The 17,163-nt window shown below is 43.1% G+C and carries 18 protein-coding genes; all 18 read right to left on the bottom strand.

Going from position 1 to position 17,163, the window contains the following annotated elements; genetic code table 11:
• Positions 1–90: 90 nt before the first annotated feature.
• The 18 genes from OCV73_RS06855 to OCV73_RS06770 all read right to left on the bottom strand — a co-directional run bounded on the left by OCV73_RS06855 (position 91) and on the right by OCV73_RS06770 (position 16,815).
• Complete coding sequence (locus OCV73_RS06855; protein ID WP_147550696.1) at positions 91–1,521, bottom strand: NADH-quinone oxidoreductase subunit N; 1,431 nt, start codon at positions 1,519–1,521, stop codon at positions 91–93.
• Positions 1,522–1,531: 10 nt separating this feature from the next.
• On the bottom strand, positions 1,532–3,019 hold the full coding sequence (locus OCV73_RS06850; RefSeq protein ID WP_147550694.1) for a complex I subunit 4 family protein: 1,488 nt from the start codon (positions 3,017–3,019) through the stop codon (positions 1,532–1,534).
• Positions 3,020–3,057: 38 nt separating this feature from the next.
• On the bottom strand, positions 3,058–4,959 hold the full coding sequence (gene nuoL, locus OCV73_RS06845) for an NADH-quinone oxidoreductase subunit L (RefSeq protein WP_147550692.1): 1,902 nt from the start codon (positions 4,957–4,959) through the stop codon (positions 3,058–3,060).
• Between the two features lie 23 nt (positions 4,960–4,982).
• On the bottom strand, positions 4,983–5,294 hold the full coding sequence (gene nuoK, locus OCV73_RS06840) for an NADH-quinone oxidoreductase subunit NuoK (protein WP_243764611.1): 312 nt from the start codon (positions 5,292–5,294) through the stop codon (positions 4,983–4,985).
• Positions 5,295–5,300: 6 nt separating this feature from the next.
• Positions 5,301–5,810 carry an NADH-quinone oxidoreductase subunit J family protein gene (locus OCV73_RS06835; RefSeq protein ID WP_147550690.1) on the bottom strand — a complete coding sequence of 170 codons (510 nt, stop codon included), beginning with the start codon at positions 5,808–5,810 and terminating at the stop codon, positions 5,301–5,303.
• Positions 5,811–5,817: 7 nt separating this feature from the next.
• Positions 5,818–6,288 (bottom strand): NuoI/complex I 23 kDa subunit family protein, encoded by a 471-nt coding sequence (locus OCV73_RS06830; RefSeq protein ID WP_147550688.1) that lies wholly within the window; start codon positions 6,286–6,288, stop codon positions 5,818–5,820.
• A gap of 113 nt (positions 6,289–6,401) precedes the next feature.
• Complete coding sequence (gene atpG, locus OCV73_RS06825; protein WP_262512902.1) at positions 6,402–7,286, bottom strand: ATP synthase F1 subunit gamma; 885 nt, start codon at positions 7,284–7,286, stop codon at positions 6,402–6,404.
• Positions 7,287–7,291: 5 nt separating this feature from the next.
• Entirely contained in the window at positions 7,292–8,869 is a 1,578-nt protein-coding gene (gene atpA / locus OCV73_RS06820; RefSeq protein WP_147550686.1) for a F0F1 ATP synthase subunit alpha, read from the bottom strand.
• A 1-nt stretch (position 8,870) separates the two neighbouring features.
• Positions 8,871–9,413, bottom strand: a complete 543-nt coding sequence (locus OCV73_RS06815) for a F0F1 ATP synthase subunit delta (RefSeq protein ID WP_147550684.1) — start codon at positions 9,411–9,413, stop codon at positions 8,871–8,873.
• A 5-nt stretch (positions 9,414–9,418) separates the two neighbouring features.
• On the bottom strand, positions 9,419–9,916 hold the full coding sequence (gene atpF / locus OCV73_RS06810) for a F0F1 ATP synthase subunit B (protein ID WP_147550682.1): 498 nt from the start codon (positions 9,914–9,916) through the stop codon (positions 9,419–9,421).
• Positions 9,917–9,922: 6 nt separating this feature from the next.
• Positions 9,923–10,177: an ATP synthase F0 subunit C gene (gene atpE, locus OCV73_RS06805; protein WP_147550680.1), complete on the bottom strand. Its 255-nt coding sequence runs from the start codon at positions 10,175–10,177 to the stop codon at positions 9,923–9,925.
• A 31-nt stretch (positions 10,178–10,208) separates the two neighbouring features.
• Positions 10,209–11,270, bottom strand: a complete 1,062-nt coding sequence (atpB, locus tag OCV73_RS06800) for a F0F1 ATP synthase subunit A (protein ID WP_147550678.1) — start codon at positions 11,268–11,270, stop codon at positions 10,209–10,211.
• A 38-nt stretch (positions 11,271–11,308) separates the two neighbouring features.
• The gene (gene atpC / locus OCV73_RS06795; protein ID WP_147550676.1) at positions 11,309–11,545 is read right to left on the bottom strand and encodes an ATP synthase F1 subunit epsilon; all 237 of its coding nucleotides are present in this window, start codon (positions 11,543–11,545) and stop codon (positions 11,309–11,311) included.
• Between the two features lie 8 nt (positions 11,546–11,553).
• Complete coding sequence (atpD, locus tag OCV73_RS06790; protein WP_147550674.1) at positions 11,554–13,065, bottom strand: F0F1 ATP synthase subunit beta; 1,512 nt, start codon at positions 13,063–13,065, stop codon at positions 11,554–11,556.
• A gap of 63 nt (positions 13,066–13,128) precedes the next feature.
• Complete coding sequence (gene nuoH, locus OCV73_RS06785; RefSeq protein ID WP_147550672.1) at positions 13,129–14,205, bottom strand: NADH-quinone oxidoreductase subunit NuoH; 1,077 nt, start codon at positions 14,203–14,205, stop codon at positions 13,129–13,131.
• A 33-nt stretch (positions 14,206–14,238) separates the two neighbouring features.
• Positions 14,239–15,867 carry an NADH-quinone oxidoreductase subunit D-related protein gene (locus tag OCV73_RS06780; protein WP_147550670.1) on the bottom strand — a complete coding sequence of 543 codons (1,629 nt, stop codon included), beginning with the start codon at positions 15,865–15,867 and terminating at the stop codon, positions 14,239–14,241.
• Between the two features lie 22 nt (positions 15,868–15,889).
• Positions 15,890–16,474 carry an NADH-quinone oxidoreductase subunit B gene (locus tag OCV73_RS06775; RefSeq protein ID WP_147550668.1) on the bottom strand — a complete coding sequence of 195 codons (585 nt, stop codon included), beginning with the start codon at positions 16,472–16,474 and terminating at the stop codon, positions 15,890–15,892.
• On the bottom strand, positions 16,465–16,815 hold the full coding sequence (locus OCV73_RS06770) for an NADH-quinone oxidoreductase subunit A (RefSeq protein WP_147550666.1): 351 nt from the start codon (positions 16,813–16,815) through the stop codon (positions 16,465–16,467). The genes OCV73_RS06775 and OCV73_RS06770 overlap by 10 nt, the downstream gene beginning before the upstream one ends.
• Positions 16,816–17,163: the final 348 nt, after the last annotated feature.

Genomic DNA, 17,163 nt, shown 5'->3' with positions numbered 1-17,163 from the left:
TTTCAGAACAAAAGTAGCACAAATTTCCGGGAATAGAAAAAGGACCTCTCCTGTCGGAAGAGATCCTTTTATAATTATATTTTAATAGTATCAGATAATTCCGAAACTATATTCCGATATGAAACTGAATACGATGCTCAGAATACCCAGCAACAATACTCCGCCCAGACATACGACCAGTCCCAGACGGGCAGCATTATCACTGCGGAATGCAGGAACAGGATTTTCGCTCGTATTGATAAACATAGCTTTCACGACCAGCAAATAGTAGTAAAGCGAAATAATCGTATTTATCAAAGCGATAAGAACCAGCACATAGAAACCTTCGCGGGCTGCAGCAGCAAAAATAAAGAATTTGCTAAAGAATCCGGCGAACGGAGGAATACCGGCCAGAGAAAACATAGCCAGCATCATGACCCAACTCAATTTAGGATTGGTAGAATACAATCCGTTATAATCATCCATATTGACTTTTCCGGTCTTGTTCTCTATAGCCGAGATAACCCCGAAGGCAGCCAGATTGGAAAAAATATAAACCAGAATGTAATACACCAACGATGCCATACCATAAGCGCTTCCGGCCATAACACCCAGCATAATATAACCGGCCTGTGATATGGAAGAGAATGCAAGGAAACGCTTCAAGTTCTTTTGGCGAATAGCGAACAGGTTGGCAACTGTTATAGTCACAGCAACAATACCCCACAGGATATTCTGCCATACGACCTCTATCGTTCCGAAAGCATGAAAAAGAATAAGCATAAAAGCAAATGCACCCGCTCCCTTGGATATTACAGAGAGATATGAAGTTACCTGCGTCGGTGCTCCCTGATAAACATCGGCAGTCCACAAATGGAAGGGAACCAAAGACAATTTGAATCCCATGCCGGCCATAAAGAAAACAAGAGCAACGATCAGTAAAGCACTGTTATTCATGGCTATCATACCGGCTATATCAGAAAAATACAACGAACCGACGATTCCGTACACAAAAGAAATACCCATCAGCAATACAGCTGAAGAAAATACGGCGGTAAACAGGTATTTTGCACCGGCCTCGAAAGATTCTTCTTTGCTCTTGTTATAAGAGACCAAAGCAGCCATCGGTAAAGAAGCCGTTTCCAGACCGATAAAGAAAAGCAGGAAGTGACCGGAAGATATCATCAGGTACATTCCGAACAAGGTAATGAGAATAAGTTCATAAAACTCTCCCCGGCGTATTTTTATACCGTCGGTGTCCACCCAGCCTGTCGCCTGTATCAAAACGGCTAAAGTACCGATATTAAGTATGGTTTTAACAATCGAAATAATAGGCGATGTATGGTACATTCCTGCGAATGCAGTTGCATCACCGGCGGGCATAATGTTATAAATAGTGTGTGCCGCAAAGAGAAGGCAGGCGGTTACGGAGAAATATTTTTTACTCTTCTCCGAGCCGAACGTGTCGAACAGGAATATCAGTACGAATACCAACAACAGCGACAACTCTCCGCGCATGTATAAAAATTGTGAATAGTCCATACTCTGTATTTTATAAGCGTTCAATAATTGTGGTTATACTTTTACTAATCATATCCGATATCCAACCCGGAACAGAACCCAGTCCGGCGACAGCCACTATCAATGTAACAGCCGACAATTTTTCAAACCAGGTTGCATCGGTAAGTTCGCGATGATGCTCGTTCTGTACCTTCCCGTACAGCAATTTTCCTACGACACGCAGTATATATACGGCAGTGATCACAATAGAAGTACAAGCGAGAATCGTCAATACGCGATGGAATGTATCGGTATGCTGGAACGAGCCGACAAAAATCGTCATTTCAGCAATGAATCCGCTAAGTCCCGGTAAACCCAGAGAAGCGAAACCGGCGATTACATAACATACCGAAAGAAACGGCATGATTTTCATCAACCCTCCCATTTCAGTAATCATACGAGTATGTGTACGTCCGTATATCATGCCTATAAGCGCAAAGAAAAGAGCTGTCATAAGACCGTGCGACAACATCTGAAGGACAGCACCTGTCATAGCTGTCGTATTGAGCATAAGGATTGCAAACAATACCAGCCCGCAGTGACTTACCGAAGAATATGCATTAATATATTTCAAGTCTTTCTGGACACAAGCGCTGAACGCCCCGTAAACCACGCTGATACCCGTCAGGATAAGGAATATCCAAGCTAACTCCTGAGCAGCCTGAGGCATCAGATAAATCGCAACACGGAAACATCCGTAACCTCCCAGTTTCATCAGAACTCCGGCGTGCAACATGGACACTGCAGTAGGAGCCGAAGCATGACCGTCGGGAGACCAAGTATGGAACGGGAACATAGCTCCCAGCACACCGAATCCTACAAACGTCAGCGGAAATAAATAATTCTGGACAAAAGGAGGTATCGCATTATTCTTGGCAATTTCCAGTATGTTCATCGTAAAGTTGCCATCCACCGAAGAATGGAAATATATTCCCAGAATACCCACGAGCAGGAATGCAGAGCCTCCCATCAGCATGAGCGTCAGCTTCATCGCCGAATAATTCTTGTTACCGCTTCCCCATACGCCTATAAGCAAGTACATAGGAATAAGGGCTACTTCATAGAACATGAACATCGTGAACAGGTCTATGGAAATAAAGAAACCGAAAACACCTATCGATAATAAAATAAGCCACAGGAAAAATTCTTTGGGTAGCGGTTGTATCTTCCAGGATGCAAAAACGCCTGCAAATACAATGATAGCCGACAATAACAACATGGCGACCGATATACCGTCCACACCTACCGCATAATGGATATTAAGCGGAGCGAACCACATCGTCTTTGCGACAAACAACATTTCATCGGTATTTCCCGCCACACGTTCCTGTAAATAAAGTACCACAGTACCAATGGCAAGCAACAACTGAATGGTTGAGCCGACTACTGCTACCGTACGTATCTGTTTCATATTCTTTGACAAGGCCAGTCCCAGCATCATCAAAAGAGGAATAAGCACAAATAAAGATAGAAAATTCATAGTAATTTTTTTTATAAATATCTTTCAACCATTAGTTTTTACAAGCATATCGCCAATACGGCTATTACAAGCGCTCCCATGAGAAATATCCATACGTAAGATTGTATATAACCGGATTGCAGCTTACGGATACGATACGAGACGCTGTTGGTCACGGTAGCGAACATATCCATGGTTCCGTCTATAATATGACGGTCGAACCATGCAATAGAGGTACAAATGATATTAAAGATGATCTTATGTGTAATAAACTGATAAACTTCGTCGATATAAAAACGATGGTATGCAGCCGTATAGAATCCGCGTACCGCATTCGCCATAGCTGTAGGTTTGTTATTTTCTTTACGATACAACCACGTTGCCAAAGCGATAGCGATCACCGCGACGATTATACTGGTAGCAGCTACCGTCATATTGATATGTATGTGGTAAATTTCTTCGTTGCTGCTTACGAAATCTCCGAAAGGTATGAATCCGGCTACACAGGTAACGGCTGCCAGGAACATCAACGGAATAGTCATAGTAAGCGGAGCTTCGTGAGGAGTATGTTCGAAATCAGGTTTATTCCACCAGAAAATACGGTAATACAAACGGAACATATAAAATGCGGTAAGCCCGGCAACAAATGTCATCCAGATACCCATATAAGGACTAAACTGGAACGCTGCGCTCAATATCTCATCCTTACTGAAAAATCCGGAGAACGGATAGATACCGGCGATAGCCAGACACGCGATAAGGAATGTGATATGGGTAACTGGCATATATTTGCGAAGATTGCCCATAGCAGACATTTCATTGGAATGTACGGCATGAATAATGGCACCGGCTCCCAAAAACAATAATGCTTTAAACATAGCATGAGTGAACAAGTGGAACATAGAAGCCATATAACCTACGCTGCCATGACCCGACATACTGACCACTACACCTAAAGATACCATCATAAAAGCAATCTGCGAAATGGTAGAAAAAGCCAGCACCCGTTTTATATCGGTCTGTACACATGCGATGACCGCCGCAAAAAGAGCGGTAAACGCACCTATGTAGGCAATCATGTGCAAGACTTCCGGAGTCACAAAATAAATCGGGAACAAACGGGCTACCAAATATACACCGGCAACGACCATCGTAGCTGCATGTATAAGGGCCGATACGGGAGTAGGACCTTCCATGGCATCGGGCAGCCAGATATGCAACGGGAACATGGCCGATTTACCTGCACCTCCCATAAAGATAAGAGCCATAGCCCAGGTAAGAACCGAAAGTCCCATGAAAGACTTACCTGCCGTACTGGCAAGAACTGCACCGGGATTGCTCGTGAGAGCCTCGAAATTGAAGGTCTCGGTAAAGAACGACAGGATAAGAATACCTATCAGGAAACCGAGATCGGCAAAACGGGTAACAATAAATGCCTTTTTGGAAGCAGAAACCGCAGCAGCCTTAGTATAATAAAACCCGATAAGAAGATAAGAAGATACACCTACAAGCTCCCAGAATATATACATTTGGAAAATATTTGTAGCGACAACGAGACCCAGCATCGAGAAACTGAATAACGAAAGGAACGCATAATAACGCTGGAAACCGGTCTCACCATGCATGTAACCCAAACTGTAAATATGCACCATAAGGGAAACAGTCGTTATCACCACCAGCATCATCACCGAAATAGGATCTAACAAGATACCCAAATCGATATGCAGATACTCGGTAAAACGCAACCATACGAAATTAAGAGGTTGAAGTGTAGGATATACACCATCTACGCGGGGCATCGTGAAATACTGGAAAGCCACCGTATAGGCCAGGGCTGCCGTCACAGCCATACCCAGAGTTCCCAATATACCCGCAAAGCGTTTACTCATTTTATAGCCCGCCAGTCCCAGAAGGAGGAACATGGCCAGCGGTAACAAAAGTATTATAATTGAATATTCCATAATCTGTTTTCTTTAAGCAATAATCAAAATTTCATTTTATCAAGGTTTTTCACTTCAACATTCTGAATATTGCGGAAAATATTGAGTATGATGGCAATGGCAAGAGCCGTCTCGGCCGCCGCAATTCCTATCGCGAAAAGCGTAAAGAAATGTCCTTCCAGCGCTTCGGGATAAAGATAACGGTTAAACACCACGAAATTGATATCCACGGCATTAAGCATCAACTCCAGAGAAATAAGCATAGCCAGCATATTCTTACGGGTGATAAAACCGTAAACTCCGGCAAAAAACATGATGGTACTGACCACCAGATAATAAATCATAGGTATTTCCATATTCATTTATCTTTTACGGGCAATCAAAATGCCACCAATTATACAAGCCAGCAATAAAACACTGATCGCCTCGAAAGGCAAAAGATACTGGTATTTATCCATTCCCATCAACGTATTACCTATCAGTTTCATGTTTACTTCTCCTCCTATTAAAGGCTTCGTAAAGAACGGATAAGTGAGTAATGTATAACCGCAGACGAGCGTACCGACTATAGCAGCCGACAATCCCAACCACCGTTTTTTACTCGTAATAACCGATGATTTCTCGCCCGGATGGCTGGTCAGCAGAATAGAGAAAACGAATAACACGATGATACCTCCTGCGTAAACAGCTATCTGTACCGCTCCCAGGAATGTATAATCGAGCTGAAAATATATACCTGCCGTCGCGAAAAGTACGAAAAGAAGGTAAGTGGCAGCTCTGAGGATACGCCTTGTTGTCACTGTCATCACCGAAAAGATGATAATAGCTGCCGACAACAAATAAAAAATAACTTGATTTGCTATTTGTTCCATAATATTATTATTTTTCCACCGGTTTATTGTCGGACGGACGATTCAGTTGTTTTACCAGTTTCTCACGGTTATATACTGCCTGTTCGAAATCGTTGGTGAACTCAAGCGCATTATGAGGGCAAGTAGTTACACACAACTGACAGAAAGTACAACTTCCCAAATCATATAAATATTTATCCAACACTTTTTTTGTTTTTCCTTCCTCTGTAGTAATCTTGGAAGACTCAATGGTAATAGTACCATTCGGACAATTATTCTGGCAAATACCACAAGCAATACATTTGTGCTGTCCGTTCTCATCATAGATAAGAGTAAGTTTTGCCCTGAACCTCTCGGGGATTTTCAATGTAGCCCTGTTTTCGGGATACTGCTCGGTCACTTTTTTAGTAACGAACTCTTTTCCTGTAACCTGCATGCCTTTTAGCAAGCTCTTCAAGCCACTGAAAAAAGAGGTGATGTAATTTTTAAAACTTCCCATAAATTTCTTTATAGAACTGATCTATTTTAGGTTAAAAACTCAAATTAATTCGCATATCATAAATAGAGAAACCGTGCACTTCCGGTTTCTCCGTCCTTTATCTTATCATTTTTCTATTCAACCTTGCCTCCGAGAATATCCAGCAACTCGGTAGTAATACTCTGCTGGCGCAGTTTATTATATTCCAGTTGCAACTCTTCCAACAATTTGTGTGCATTGTCGTTGGCCGATTGCATCGCCATAACACGGGACGCTTGTTCCGAAGCCTGGCTCTCACTGACCACCTCCTGCAAAGTTGCCAGCAGATATAACGGAAGTACGGTATTATATATCGTATTCCCGTCAGGTTCGAAAATATACGGTTTATTCTTCACTTTGGCTTCCTCCGGATTCCCCAGATTAGAAGCTTCTATCGGAAGAAAATCCAAAGATGTAAAAACCTGTTTGCTAATACTGATAAAATGGGTATATATCAGCACAACCCGATCCACGTCCTGTTTCTCGAAAGATTCTATAAGCTCCTTGCAAAAACGGCTGACATCCGATGGTACGCTTTTCGCTGTCATATAAGGAATATCGGCAACCTCTATATCGTCTCCTTTCAGTTTTTCGGTAAAAACAACGATCTTTTTCCCGACCGGGTAAATGACAAACGATATATCCCCCCCGGACGACTCTTTAATCGAACGGATGGTTTCCAGTAACAGTTTCGATATATTGATATTGAATGCGCCGCACAATCCTTCGTCAGAGCCTAACACGACTAAAGCCACACGTTTCACCGCACGCTTTTCGGTCAACAGAGATTCGTATTCCCCGTCGGAAGCCAACAAATTATTGATTGTATTCTGAATCTGATTCCGGAACGGTCTTACGCGACGCACAGCCAGTTCGGTCTTATGCATCTTCGCAGAAGATATCATCTTCATGGCTCCGGTGATTTTTTCGGAAGAAGCGACAGAGCCTATCCTTCCCTTCAGTTCGCGCATTGATGCCATATCTCTTACTCCTTAAATCGGTTTGCCACTTCTGTCGCAACTTCTTCGATACGGGCCGAAACTTCGTCGGTAAGACGGCCGGCACGTAACTCATCCATCACTTCGTGGTCATATTTAGCTTTTAATATCTGTAAGAACAACTTTTCAAAATCAGTAACCTTATCTAAAGGAACCGACTGTAATAAGCCGTGAGTTCCGCAATAAATAATGGCAATTTCATCTTCTACTGGCACAGGAGAATATTGAGGCTGTATAAGAATACGTTCATTCTTGCGTCCTTTATCGATAACCATAGCTGTAACCGGATCTATATCTCCACCGAACTTGGTAAATGATTCCAGTTCCCGGAACTGAGCCTGGTCTATCTTTAACGTGCCGGCTACTTTTTTCATTGCTTTCAGCTGGGCATTACCACCTACACGGGATACAGAAATACCTACATTGATAGCGGGCCTCACACCCTGATTGAACAGAGCTGTTTCCAAAAATATCTGTCCGTCGGTAATAGAGATAACATTAGTAGGAATATACGCCGATACGTCACCAGCCTGAGTTTCGATAATAGGGAGTGCCGTAAGCGAGCCTCCGCCTTTTACCAAAGGTTTCATCGCTTCGGGAAGATCGTTCATTGTCGCAGCCACCTGATCATTGGCAATGATTTTTGCCGCACGTTCCAACAAACGGGAGTGCAAATAGAAAATATCGCCAGGATAGGCCTCACGTCCTGAAGGACGACGGAGAATCAAAGAAATTTCACGATATGATACGGCTTGCTTAGACAAATCGTCATAAACGACAAGCGCATGCCGTCCGCTATCACGAAAATACTCACCGATAGCAGCACCCGCAAAAGGCGCATAATAACGCATCGCTGCCGAATCGGAAGCATTGGCTGCAAGTATTACCGTATAATCCAAAGCACCATGTTCACGCAAAGTATTGACCAAAGCCGCAACCGAAGAAGCCTTCTGCCCTATTGCCACATAGATGCAATAGAGAGGTTTGCCGTTTTTATAATTCTCACGTTGATTAATAATCGTATCTATAGCAATAGATGTTTTACCGATCTGGCGGTCACCGATAATCAGCTCACGTTGTCCGCGTCCGATAGGTACCATAGAATCTACAGCCTTGATACCTGTCTGTAACGGTTCGTTCACCGGCTGCCTGAAAATTACTCCGGGAGCTTTACGTTCCAGCGGAAGCCTCACCGTTTCACCCTGGATAGGACCTGCTCCGTCAATAGGTTCGCCCAACGTATTGATAACACGGCCCAGCAAGCCTTCGCCTACCGGTAAAGAAGCAATCTCTCCCGTACGGCGCACAGTCATGTTTTCAGTCACTTTATCCACATTATTGAGCAAAATAACCCCCACATTACTTTCTTCCAGATTCATCGCCACGCCACGTACTCCATTCTCAAATTCGACCAGTTCACTGGATTGTACATTATCCAATCCGTAAACATGAGCGACACCGTCCCCAACTTCGAGCACGGTACCTACTTCTTCGAAATCTATTTTTGAGTCAACCTCGTCGAGCTGTTGCTTTAAAATATCTGATATCTCACTTGGTTTAATCATATCACTTGCTGTTTATTAATTTTAAACGCAATTTCTTTAATTCATTATTTACCGAAGCATCCAGTTGCATGGAATCTACCTTCAGGATGAATCCCCCGATAATAGAAGGATCGGTCACATATACAAATTCCAGCGTCTTGTCTGTTTTAGATTGCATAAGAGCCTTTATCTTATCCAGCACTTCACTGCCCAGAGTCACCGCAGTAACGACCGTAATACGGGCAATGTTATTGGCCTCCCGGTAAATACTCTGATACGTGAGCGCAATGGCTCTCATAAATGACTCACGACGGTTTCGGATAACTAAACGAACGAAACGAAGGAGGCTGTCATCGGGATTACCTCCCATTGCCGTTGCCAAGAGTTGCTCTTTGTCCCTGGCCGGTAAAGCCGGATTTCCCATAGCCTTGCCTAATGCCGGATGAGTAGAAAAGCTATTCACCAAATCGCCCAACTCATTGTAAACCTTTTGTGCAGAACCTTTTTCCGTTGCAAACTTATACAACGCTTTGGCATATCTGCTAGGTATCAATCCTTCGTTCATAACGGTTAATTTTTATTCTCTATATCATTCAACAGTTTGTCGATCATTTCGGCCTGTGCCTTGTCACTCGACAGTTCTTTTCGCATCATTTTTTCCGCAATCTGCAATGCGAACGTACTTACTTCGGTACGGAACTGTAATTCCGACTCCTTACGGGCCTGTTCAATCGACACGGCCGCAGCGTCCATCACTTTCTTGGCTTCGACACCGGCTGCCTTACGTGCCTCTTCTATAATCTGAGACTTGAGCTGGGCAGCTTCGCGAAGAATATCCAATTGTTGTTTTTGCGCTTCGACCAAAAGGGCATGGGCTTCTTCTTCGGCTTTATCGAGACGATTTTTAGCTTCTTCGGCATATTCGACTCCCCTGTCAATAAAGGCAGCCCGCTCATCGATGCTGCGAATTATAAACGGCCAGGCGAATTTTGCAAGAATGGCAAAAAGAATCGCGAAAACCACGAACATCCAAAAGACCAATCCCAATTCGGGCGTGAACAGTTCCATATTTTATTAAATGAATAAGGACATGATACAAACAATAACTGCGAACAAAGCCACACCTTCAACCAATGCGGCGATCACAATCATGTTACTACGAATATCGTTAGTAGATTCCGGCTGGCGGGCGATGGCTTCCATAGCCGAAGAACCAATCTTACCAATACCGATACCAGCTCCGATAGCTGCTATGGCAGCACCAATACAGGCTCCCAATTTAGCCAGGCCTACGCCGGCTGCTGCTTGTAATAAAATCATTCCTAACATAGTTTTGTTGTTTAAAAGTTATACATTCTTATTATCTTGTTTCTTTCTGATGCTCTTTTACCTGTGCCAAAGCGATAAACAGGGTCGAAAGCATGGTAAATACATATGCCTGGATAAAAGATACCAATGTATCTATAAGCATCATAAAAAGCGAAAACAATACCGAGATCACAGTCGTCCCGCTTAAGACGGCAACTCCCATAGAACCGAATATGAATATCAGAGATATCAATGCAAGGATAATAAGGTGCCCTCCCATCATATTGGCAAAAAGACGCACCATCAATGCTGCCGGTTTGGTAAATACCCCGAATATCTCGATAATAGGCATGATGGGTACAGGAAATTTAAGCCAGGTAGGAACATCGGGCCAGAATACTTCTTTCCAATATCCTTTTGTCCCCAGTACGTTTACCATGATAAAAGTACATACGGCCAATACCAGTGTTATGGAAATGTTACCCGTAAGATTGGCTCCGCCCGGAAAAATAACAATAAGCCCCATCAGATTCATCGTAAGGATGAAAAAGAAAACCGTAAGCAAATAAGGTGCGAAACGGGAAGCTTTATCTCCTAATGTGCTTTTAATGACATCCCGATAAATCATTTCAATAACAAACTCCATGATACCGCTCCCTTTCCGGGGCGCTTTGAACCGATTGCGGCGATACCACCGTGCTACGGAAAATACACAAAACGCACAAACAAAAGCGGATATAATAAGAGCAAACACATTTTTAGTAATAGAAAGATCCAACGGACGATAAGTATTACCCTGGTCGTCCACTCCTTCTATTTTACCTTTGTTCTTACCTTCTTTGGCAATATAAAGACCTTCATGACTACCGCCTTTCTCGATTTTCCCCGAACTAAAAATTTTCCAGTCGCCTTTATAATCGCGGACAATGACCGGCAAATGTATCTTCAGTTCGTGAGAGAAAGGTACTTCCCAACTGTAATTATCGAGCAAATGCTCGAAAATCGTCTCTTTGGGATTGAATGACTTTTCCTCCTTTTCTTCTTCTCCCGCAAAAACGGGAAGAGCCGAAAACAGGAAAAGAGAACTCAATATGTAAATAATATATTTCTTCATCTCATTCTTTATGCTCGGTAGCACCTGTCTGTATCTCATTATCCGGGAATACAAACAGCCACCCGGTTGTTATCTACATCTACAAACCCTCCGCTTACGGCAACCGTATGCGTTTCACCTCCGGATACATACTCCACCACACCGTCGGTAAGTGTAGAAATAAGCGAAGCATGGTGATCAAGTACGGTGAATTCACCGGAAGCCCCCGGTAAAGTAACCCGCTCGGCTTCACCTTTAAAAATCACTTTTTCCGAAGATATTATTTCGAGTGTCATAGTTGTCTTTATTTATTGGCCTTAGCCTGTTCCATCATCTTTTTGCCCTTAACAATCACTTCGTCTATTGTTCCCACATTCATAAAGGCTTGCTCGGGATATTCGTCCATCTCGCCGTTAAGGATCATCTTAAATCCGCGAATCGTCTCTTCAAGAGGAACCATAACCCCCGGTACACCGGTAAATTGTTCTGCCACATGGAAAGGCTGGGAAAGAAAACGCTGGGCACGACGGGCACGGTTCACGACAAGTTTATCTTCATCGGAAAGCTCGTCCACACCCAAGATAGCGATAATATCCTGCAATTCATTATAGTGTTGAAGCAGTTGTTTTACCGATTGCGCTACCTGATAATGCTCTTCTCCGATTATAAGAGGATCGAGAATACGGGAAGTGGATTCCAAAGGATCGACAGCCGGATAGATACCCAACTCGGCAATTTTACGGCTCAGCACTGTAGTAGCATCAAGAAAGTTGAAAGTCGTAGCAGGAGCCGGGTCGGTCAAGTCGTCGGCAGGTACGTAAATAGCCTGTACCGAAGTAATAGAACCTTGTTTCGTAGAAGTGATACGTTCCTGTAATTTACCCATTTCAGAAGCCAGAGTCGGCTGATATCCTACGGCCGAAGGCATACGTCCCAGTAATGCAGAAACTTCGGAACCGGCCTGAGTAAAACGGAATATATTGTCAATAAACAATAATATCTCTTTACCTCCGTCTCCCGAATCACGGAATTGCTCGGCGACGGTAAGGCCCGACAGCGCTACACGAAGACGTGCACCCGGCGGTTCGTTCATCTGGCCGAAAACAAGAGTAGCCTGAGAATTATTTACTTTCTCCATATCTACATCCTGCAAATTCCATTCTCCTTTTTCCAGACCTTTTTCAAATTTTTCACCGTAAGACATAACACCCGATTCCAACATTTCGCGTAACAGGTCATTACCCTCACGGGTACGTTCTCCTACACCGGCGAACACCGAAAATCCGTTATGCCCCTTAGCTATATTGTTGATCATTTCCATGATCAATACAGTTTTACCTACACCTGCACCACCGAAAAGACCGATTTTACCCCCTTTGGAATATGGTTCCAGCAGGTCGATAACCTTAATACCCGTGTAAAGGAATTCGGTACTGATAGAGAGATCTTCAAACGCAGGTGCTTCCTGATGTATCGATTTGAGGTTCTTGTAGTCCAAAGGAGGCAGGTGGTCGATAGTATCACCTATCACATTCATCATACGGCCTTTCACCTGATTGCCGGTAGGCATAGACAGAGGCCGTTGCAAATCGATTACCTTCATACCTCTTTTAAGACCGTCGGTGGTATCCATAGCCACACAACGAACCGTATTTTCCCCTATATGCTGCTCTACTTCCACGATAAGATCGGTACCATTCTCACGTTCGATCTTTAATGCGGCATAAATAGGCGGAACCTCGTTGTCCTCTCCCTCGAAAGTGACATCGACAACAGGACCGATTACCTGTGTTATGTATCCGAATTTATCTCTCATATCTTTTACTGTATAACAGTTATTATTTATAATCAACTATTGAAATCTGTCACAACCTTTTTATCAAAAATGCAGTCCGAATATGATGATTAAAACCATCAGGAACAGATTCACGAGATTCAAAGGTAATAAATATTTCCATTCCAAACGCAAAAGCTGATCGATTCTTAAACGCGGGAATGTCCATTTAAACCAGATAATAATGAAAGAAATCACAATTGCTTTTCCGAAGAACCAAATCACCGAAGGTATATAATCCATAATCTGGTTAAATCCTTCCCATCCGGGAATATGCAAAGGCATCCAACCGCCAAAGAAAAGCAACGCAGCGACTCCCGATACTATAAAGAGGTTCAGATATTCGGCCAGATAGAAGAAACCGAAATGAATACCGGAATACTCGGTATGGTAACCGGCGGTTAATTCACTTTCAGCCTCGGGAAGGTCGAATGGTCCCCGGTTAGTTTCAGCCGTACCCGCAACCAGATATATCAGAAATGCTATGATCACAGGAATATGACCCGTAAAAATGAACCATCCGTTATTTTGCGCTTCTACAATCCCGGTAATGGACATCGTACCCGCAAACGCGACCATCGTCAATACTGACAGACCGATGGACAACTCGTAACTTACCATCTGCGCACCGCTTCGGATAGCACCTATCAACGTATATTTATTGTTACTGGACCATCCCGCAAGCAGTATACCTAATACACCGATGGAAGATACTGCTATCAGGAAAAAAATACCGATATTAAAATCTATGACCTGCAAACCTTTGCCAAAAGGCAAACATCCGAATGCCAGCATAGAACCGGCAATCACCAGATAAGGAGCCAGGGCGAAAAGAAATTTATCGACATGCTTAATCTCGATAAGCTCTTTGATCAATATTTTGAACATGTCGGCCACACTCTGGATAATTCCGTAAGGGCCCACACGGTTCGGGCCTAAACGACACTGAAAGAAAGCACAAAGCTTACGTTCGTAGTAAATATAGAACAAGGCCAAAACTGCATACAGCAGTAACAAAGCCACACCAACCAATACAAATTCAATGAGAAGGGCTCCCCATCCGGGCAAATAATCCCGTAATAGACTGTCTATCCAATGTGTTACTATTGAAAAATCGAACATGATATATTTCTTATTATATATTACTACTACTTATTATCTGTCAATATCGGGGATTACATAATCAAGAGAACCGCCAATTGCTATAAGGTCGGCGATCTTACCGCCGCGACACATCGAATCCAGTCCTCCGACCAGCGGGAAACAAGGAGAGTTGAGTTTAAGACGATAAGGATATTTCTCTCCGCGGCTTTCTATATATACACCCATTGCTCCACGGCTAGCTTCTACTTGACGGAAATAATGTCCCTCCGGCAATTTGATAACAGGTTTCATTTTTACGGCGTAGTCGCCTTCTGGTATATTATCCACCAACTGTTCCAAAATATGTATAGACTCCACGATCTCGTCCATACGTACCATATAACGAGCAAAGACATCTCCTTCGGTACGTAATATCTCGTTGAATTCCACTTTATCGTAAACCCCGTAAGGATATAATTTACGAATATCGCAGGCCCATCCCGAAGCACGTCCGCTCGGTCCGGTCATTCCGCGGGAAATAGCTTCCTCCCGGGAAAGAATTCCTATACCTTTCATACGTTGCTGGGCAATGACATTACCCGTAAAGAGCTGATGATATTCTTTCAGCATTTTAGGCATAATCTGGCAAAATTCTTTCACCTTCCGCTGAAAATCGGGATGAAGATCTGCCATAACGCCACCTATCACATTATAATTGAACGTCATACGGGCACCGCAAGTATCTTCCATAATGTCCAGTATCTTTTCACGATCGCGGAAACCATAAAAGAAAGCCGTAGTACCGCCCAAGTCCATACAGAAGGTAGCATAAAAAAGCAAGTGAGAAGATATACGCATCAGCTCATCCATCATCGTACGGATATATTGAGCTCGCATAGGAACTTCTATCTGTAAAGCATCTTCCACGCAGAGGCAAATCGCATGACGGTTCTGTTGTGCCGAAAGATAATCGAGACGATCTGCAAAATGCAATGTCTGAGGATAGGTCAACGATTCACATAATTTTTCGATACCCCGGTGAATATAACCGCAGTACACATCTATTTTCTTAACATTCTCACCTTCTAAAGAAGTACGCAATCTCAAAACACCATGGGTTGCAGGGTGCTGCGGACCTATGTTCACGACAAATTCTTCGGAAGCAAAAATGCGGTTCACCCGTTCTTCCAGTTTACCGTCAGCCGTTTCGACAATAGAAGGAGCCGTATCGTCAGCTTCCTCATTCTCGAGACGTACAGGATTCACTTCCGGATTTATATCGTAATCTTTTCTCAAAGGATATCCCACCCAGTCATTGCGCAGGAAAAGACGCCTCATATCGGGATGATTGATAAAACGGATGCCATAAAAGTCGAACACTTCCCTTTCGTACAGATAAGCAACCGCCCAGATATCCGAAACGCTATAAATTAAAGGATTTTCTTTGTCGGATGTTTCTACTTTTACCGATACTTGATGATGATGAACCGTAGAGTCGAAATAATATACGCACCCTAATGTCTCTCCCCAATCCATACCGATAAGAGAAACTAAATAATCGAATTGTAACTCTTCGTCGTTACGTAAAAAACGGGCAACCCGCTGCCAGTCTTTAGCCGGTATGACGGCTTCGAGAATTTGTCCTTCGACAAATGTCGCTTCCGGCAAAAAGTTACTTATTTTTTCTTGAATATTAGCCATATATGGTGAATTCGGTTATGATTTATTTATCGAACATTTTATCTCTTTTCTCCTGACGATTAACGCCGCCAAAGAATTTTTCCACTTTCACCTTACGTTGTAACTGCATAAGGCCGTAGAACATTGCTTCGGGCCTGGGAGGACAACCGGGAATATATACATCTACAGGAAGTATTTCATCCACTCCTTTAAGAACATGGTAAGAATTCTTGAAAGGGCCTCCGGAAATAGCGCAGCCACCGACAGCCACTACATATTTCGGTTCCGCCAGCTGATCATATAATCGTTTAAGGACAGGAGCCATACGATGTACGATAGTACCGGCTACCATAATAAAATCGGCCTGACGCGGACTGGCACGGGCTACTTCGAACCCAAAACGGGCCATGTCATAACGTGCGGCGCCCAGAGATAAAAACTCAATACCGCAGCAACTGGTTGCAAAAGTAAGCGGCCACAAAGAATTGGAGCGGCCCCAGTTGATAAGCTCGTCAAGACAACCGACAACCACATTGGTTCCCGATTCCTTGAGCTCTGCCATAAGTTGTTCAATATATTCATTATCCTTGAAGTCTTCATACTTCATTCCTTTGATTTTCACTTCCATTCCAATGCTCCTTTCTTCCAGGCATAAACCAGTCCCAGAATGAGGACTGTCATAAAAAACAGTATACTTATTAATCCGGCTACCCCCATATCACGCAATATTACAGCCCATGGAAACAAAAAAACCGTTTCCACATCGAACATAAGGAAGAGGATAGCAAACAGGTAGTAACCTACTTTAAATTGCATCCATGATTCCCCTCGCGTAGGGATACCACATTCGTAAGCCTCTCCTTTCTGTGGATTGAAAGAACGAGGCGAAATGAGCCCGGCAATCCAGAGCGCAGCGGCAACCAGAGTAATACCGGTAATCAAAACAACTACAAATAGTGCAGAATTCATATTATTTATTTTATATATAATTCAATAATCCGATATCTACTTACAAAAATCCTGTTGGCTTTAATACCGGAACCTTTCCCGGACTATGTTAAACAGGAAATACAATGAAAAACCATAACCGCCAAATAATCACGCTGCCAGAAACGACAAAAACTAAAAACAGGTATAAAACACGACCGTTATACCGAATGCTTATTTATCGCAGTTTTTTTCAATAATCATTTCCAAATAACATAAACATCCGAGATACAAAAAGATATTGCCACATCATCACTTACTCCTGTTCCTCTTTATCCTCTTGTCTCAAATGTATAATTACACCATTCTAAGATTTTCACGCACAAAGAT

This window comes from Barnesiella propionica (assembly GCF_025567045.1).
Classification (GTDB): Bacteria; Bacteroidota; Bacteroidia; order Bacteroidales; family Barnesiellaceae; genus Barnesiella_B; species Barnesiella_B propionica.
The sequence above is the reverse complement of the archived record's forward strand: the minus strand, read 5'-3'. Positions and strand labels throughout refer to the sequence as shown.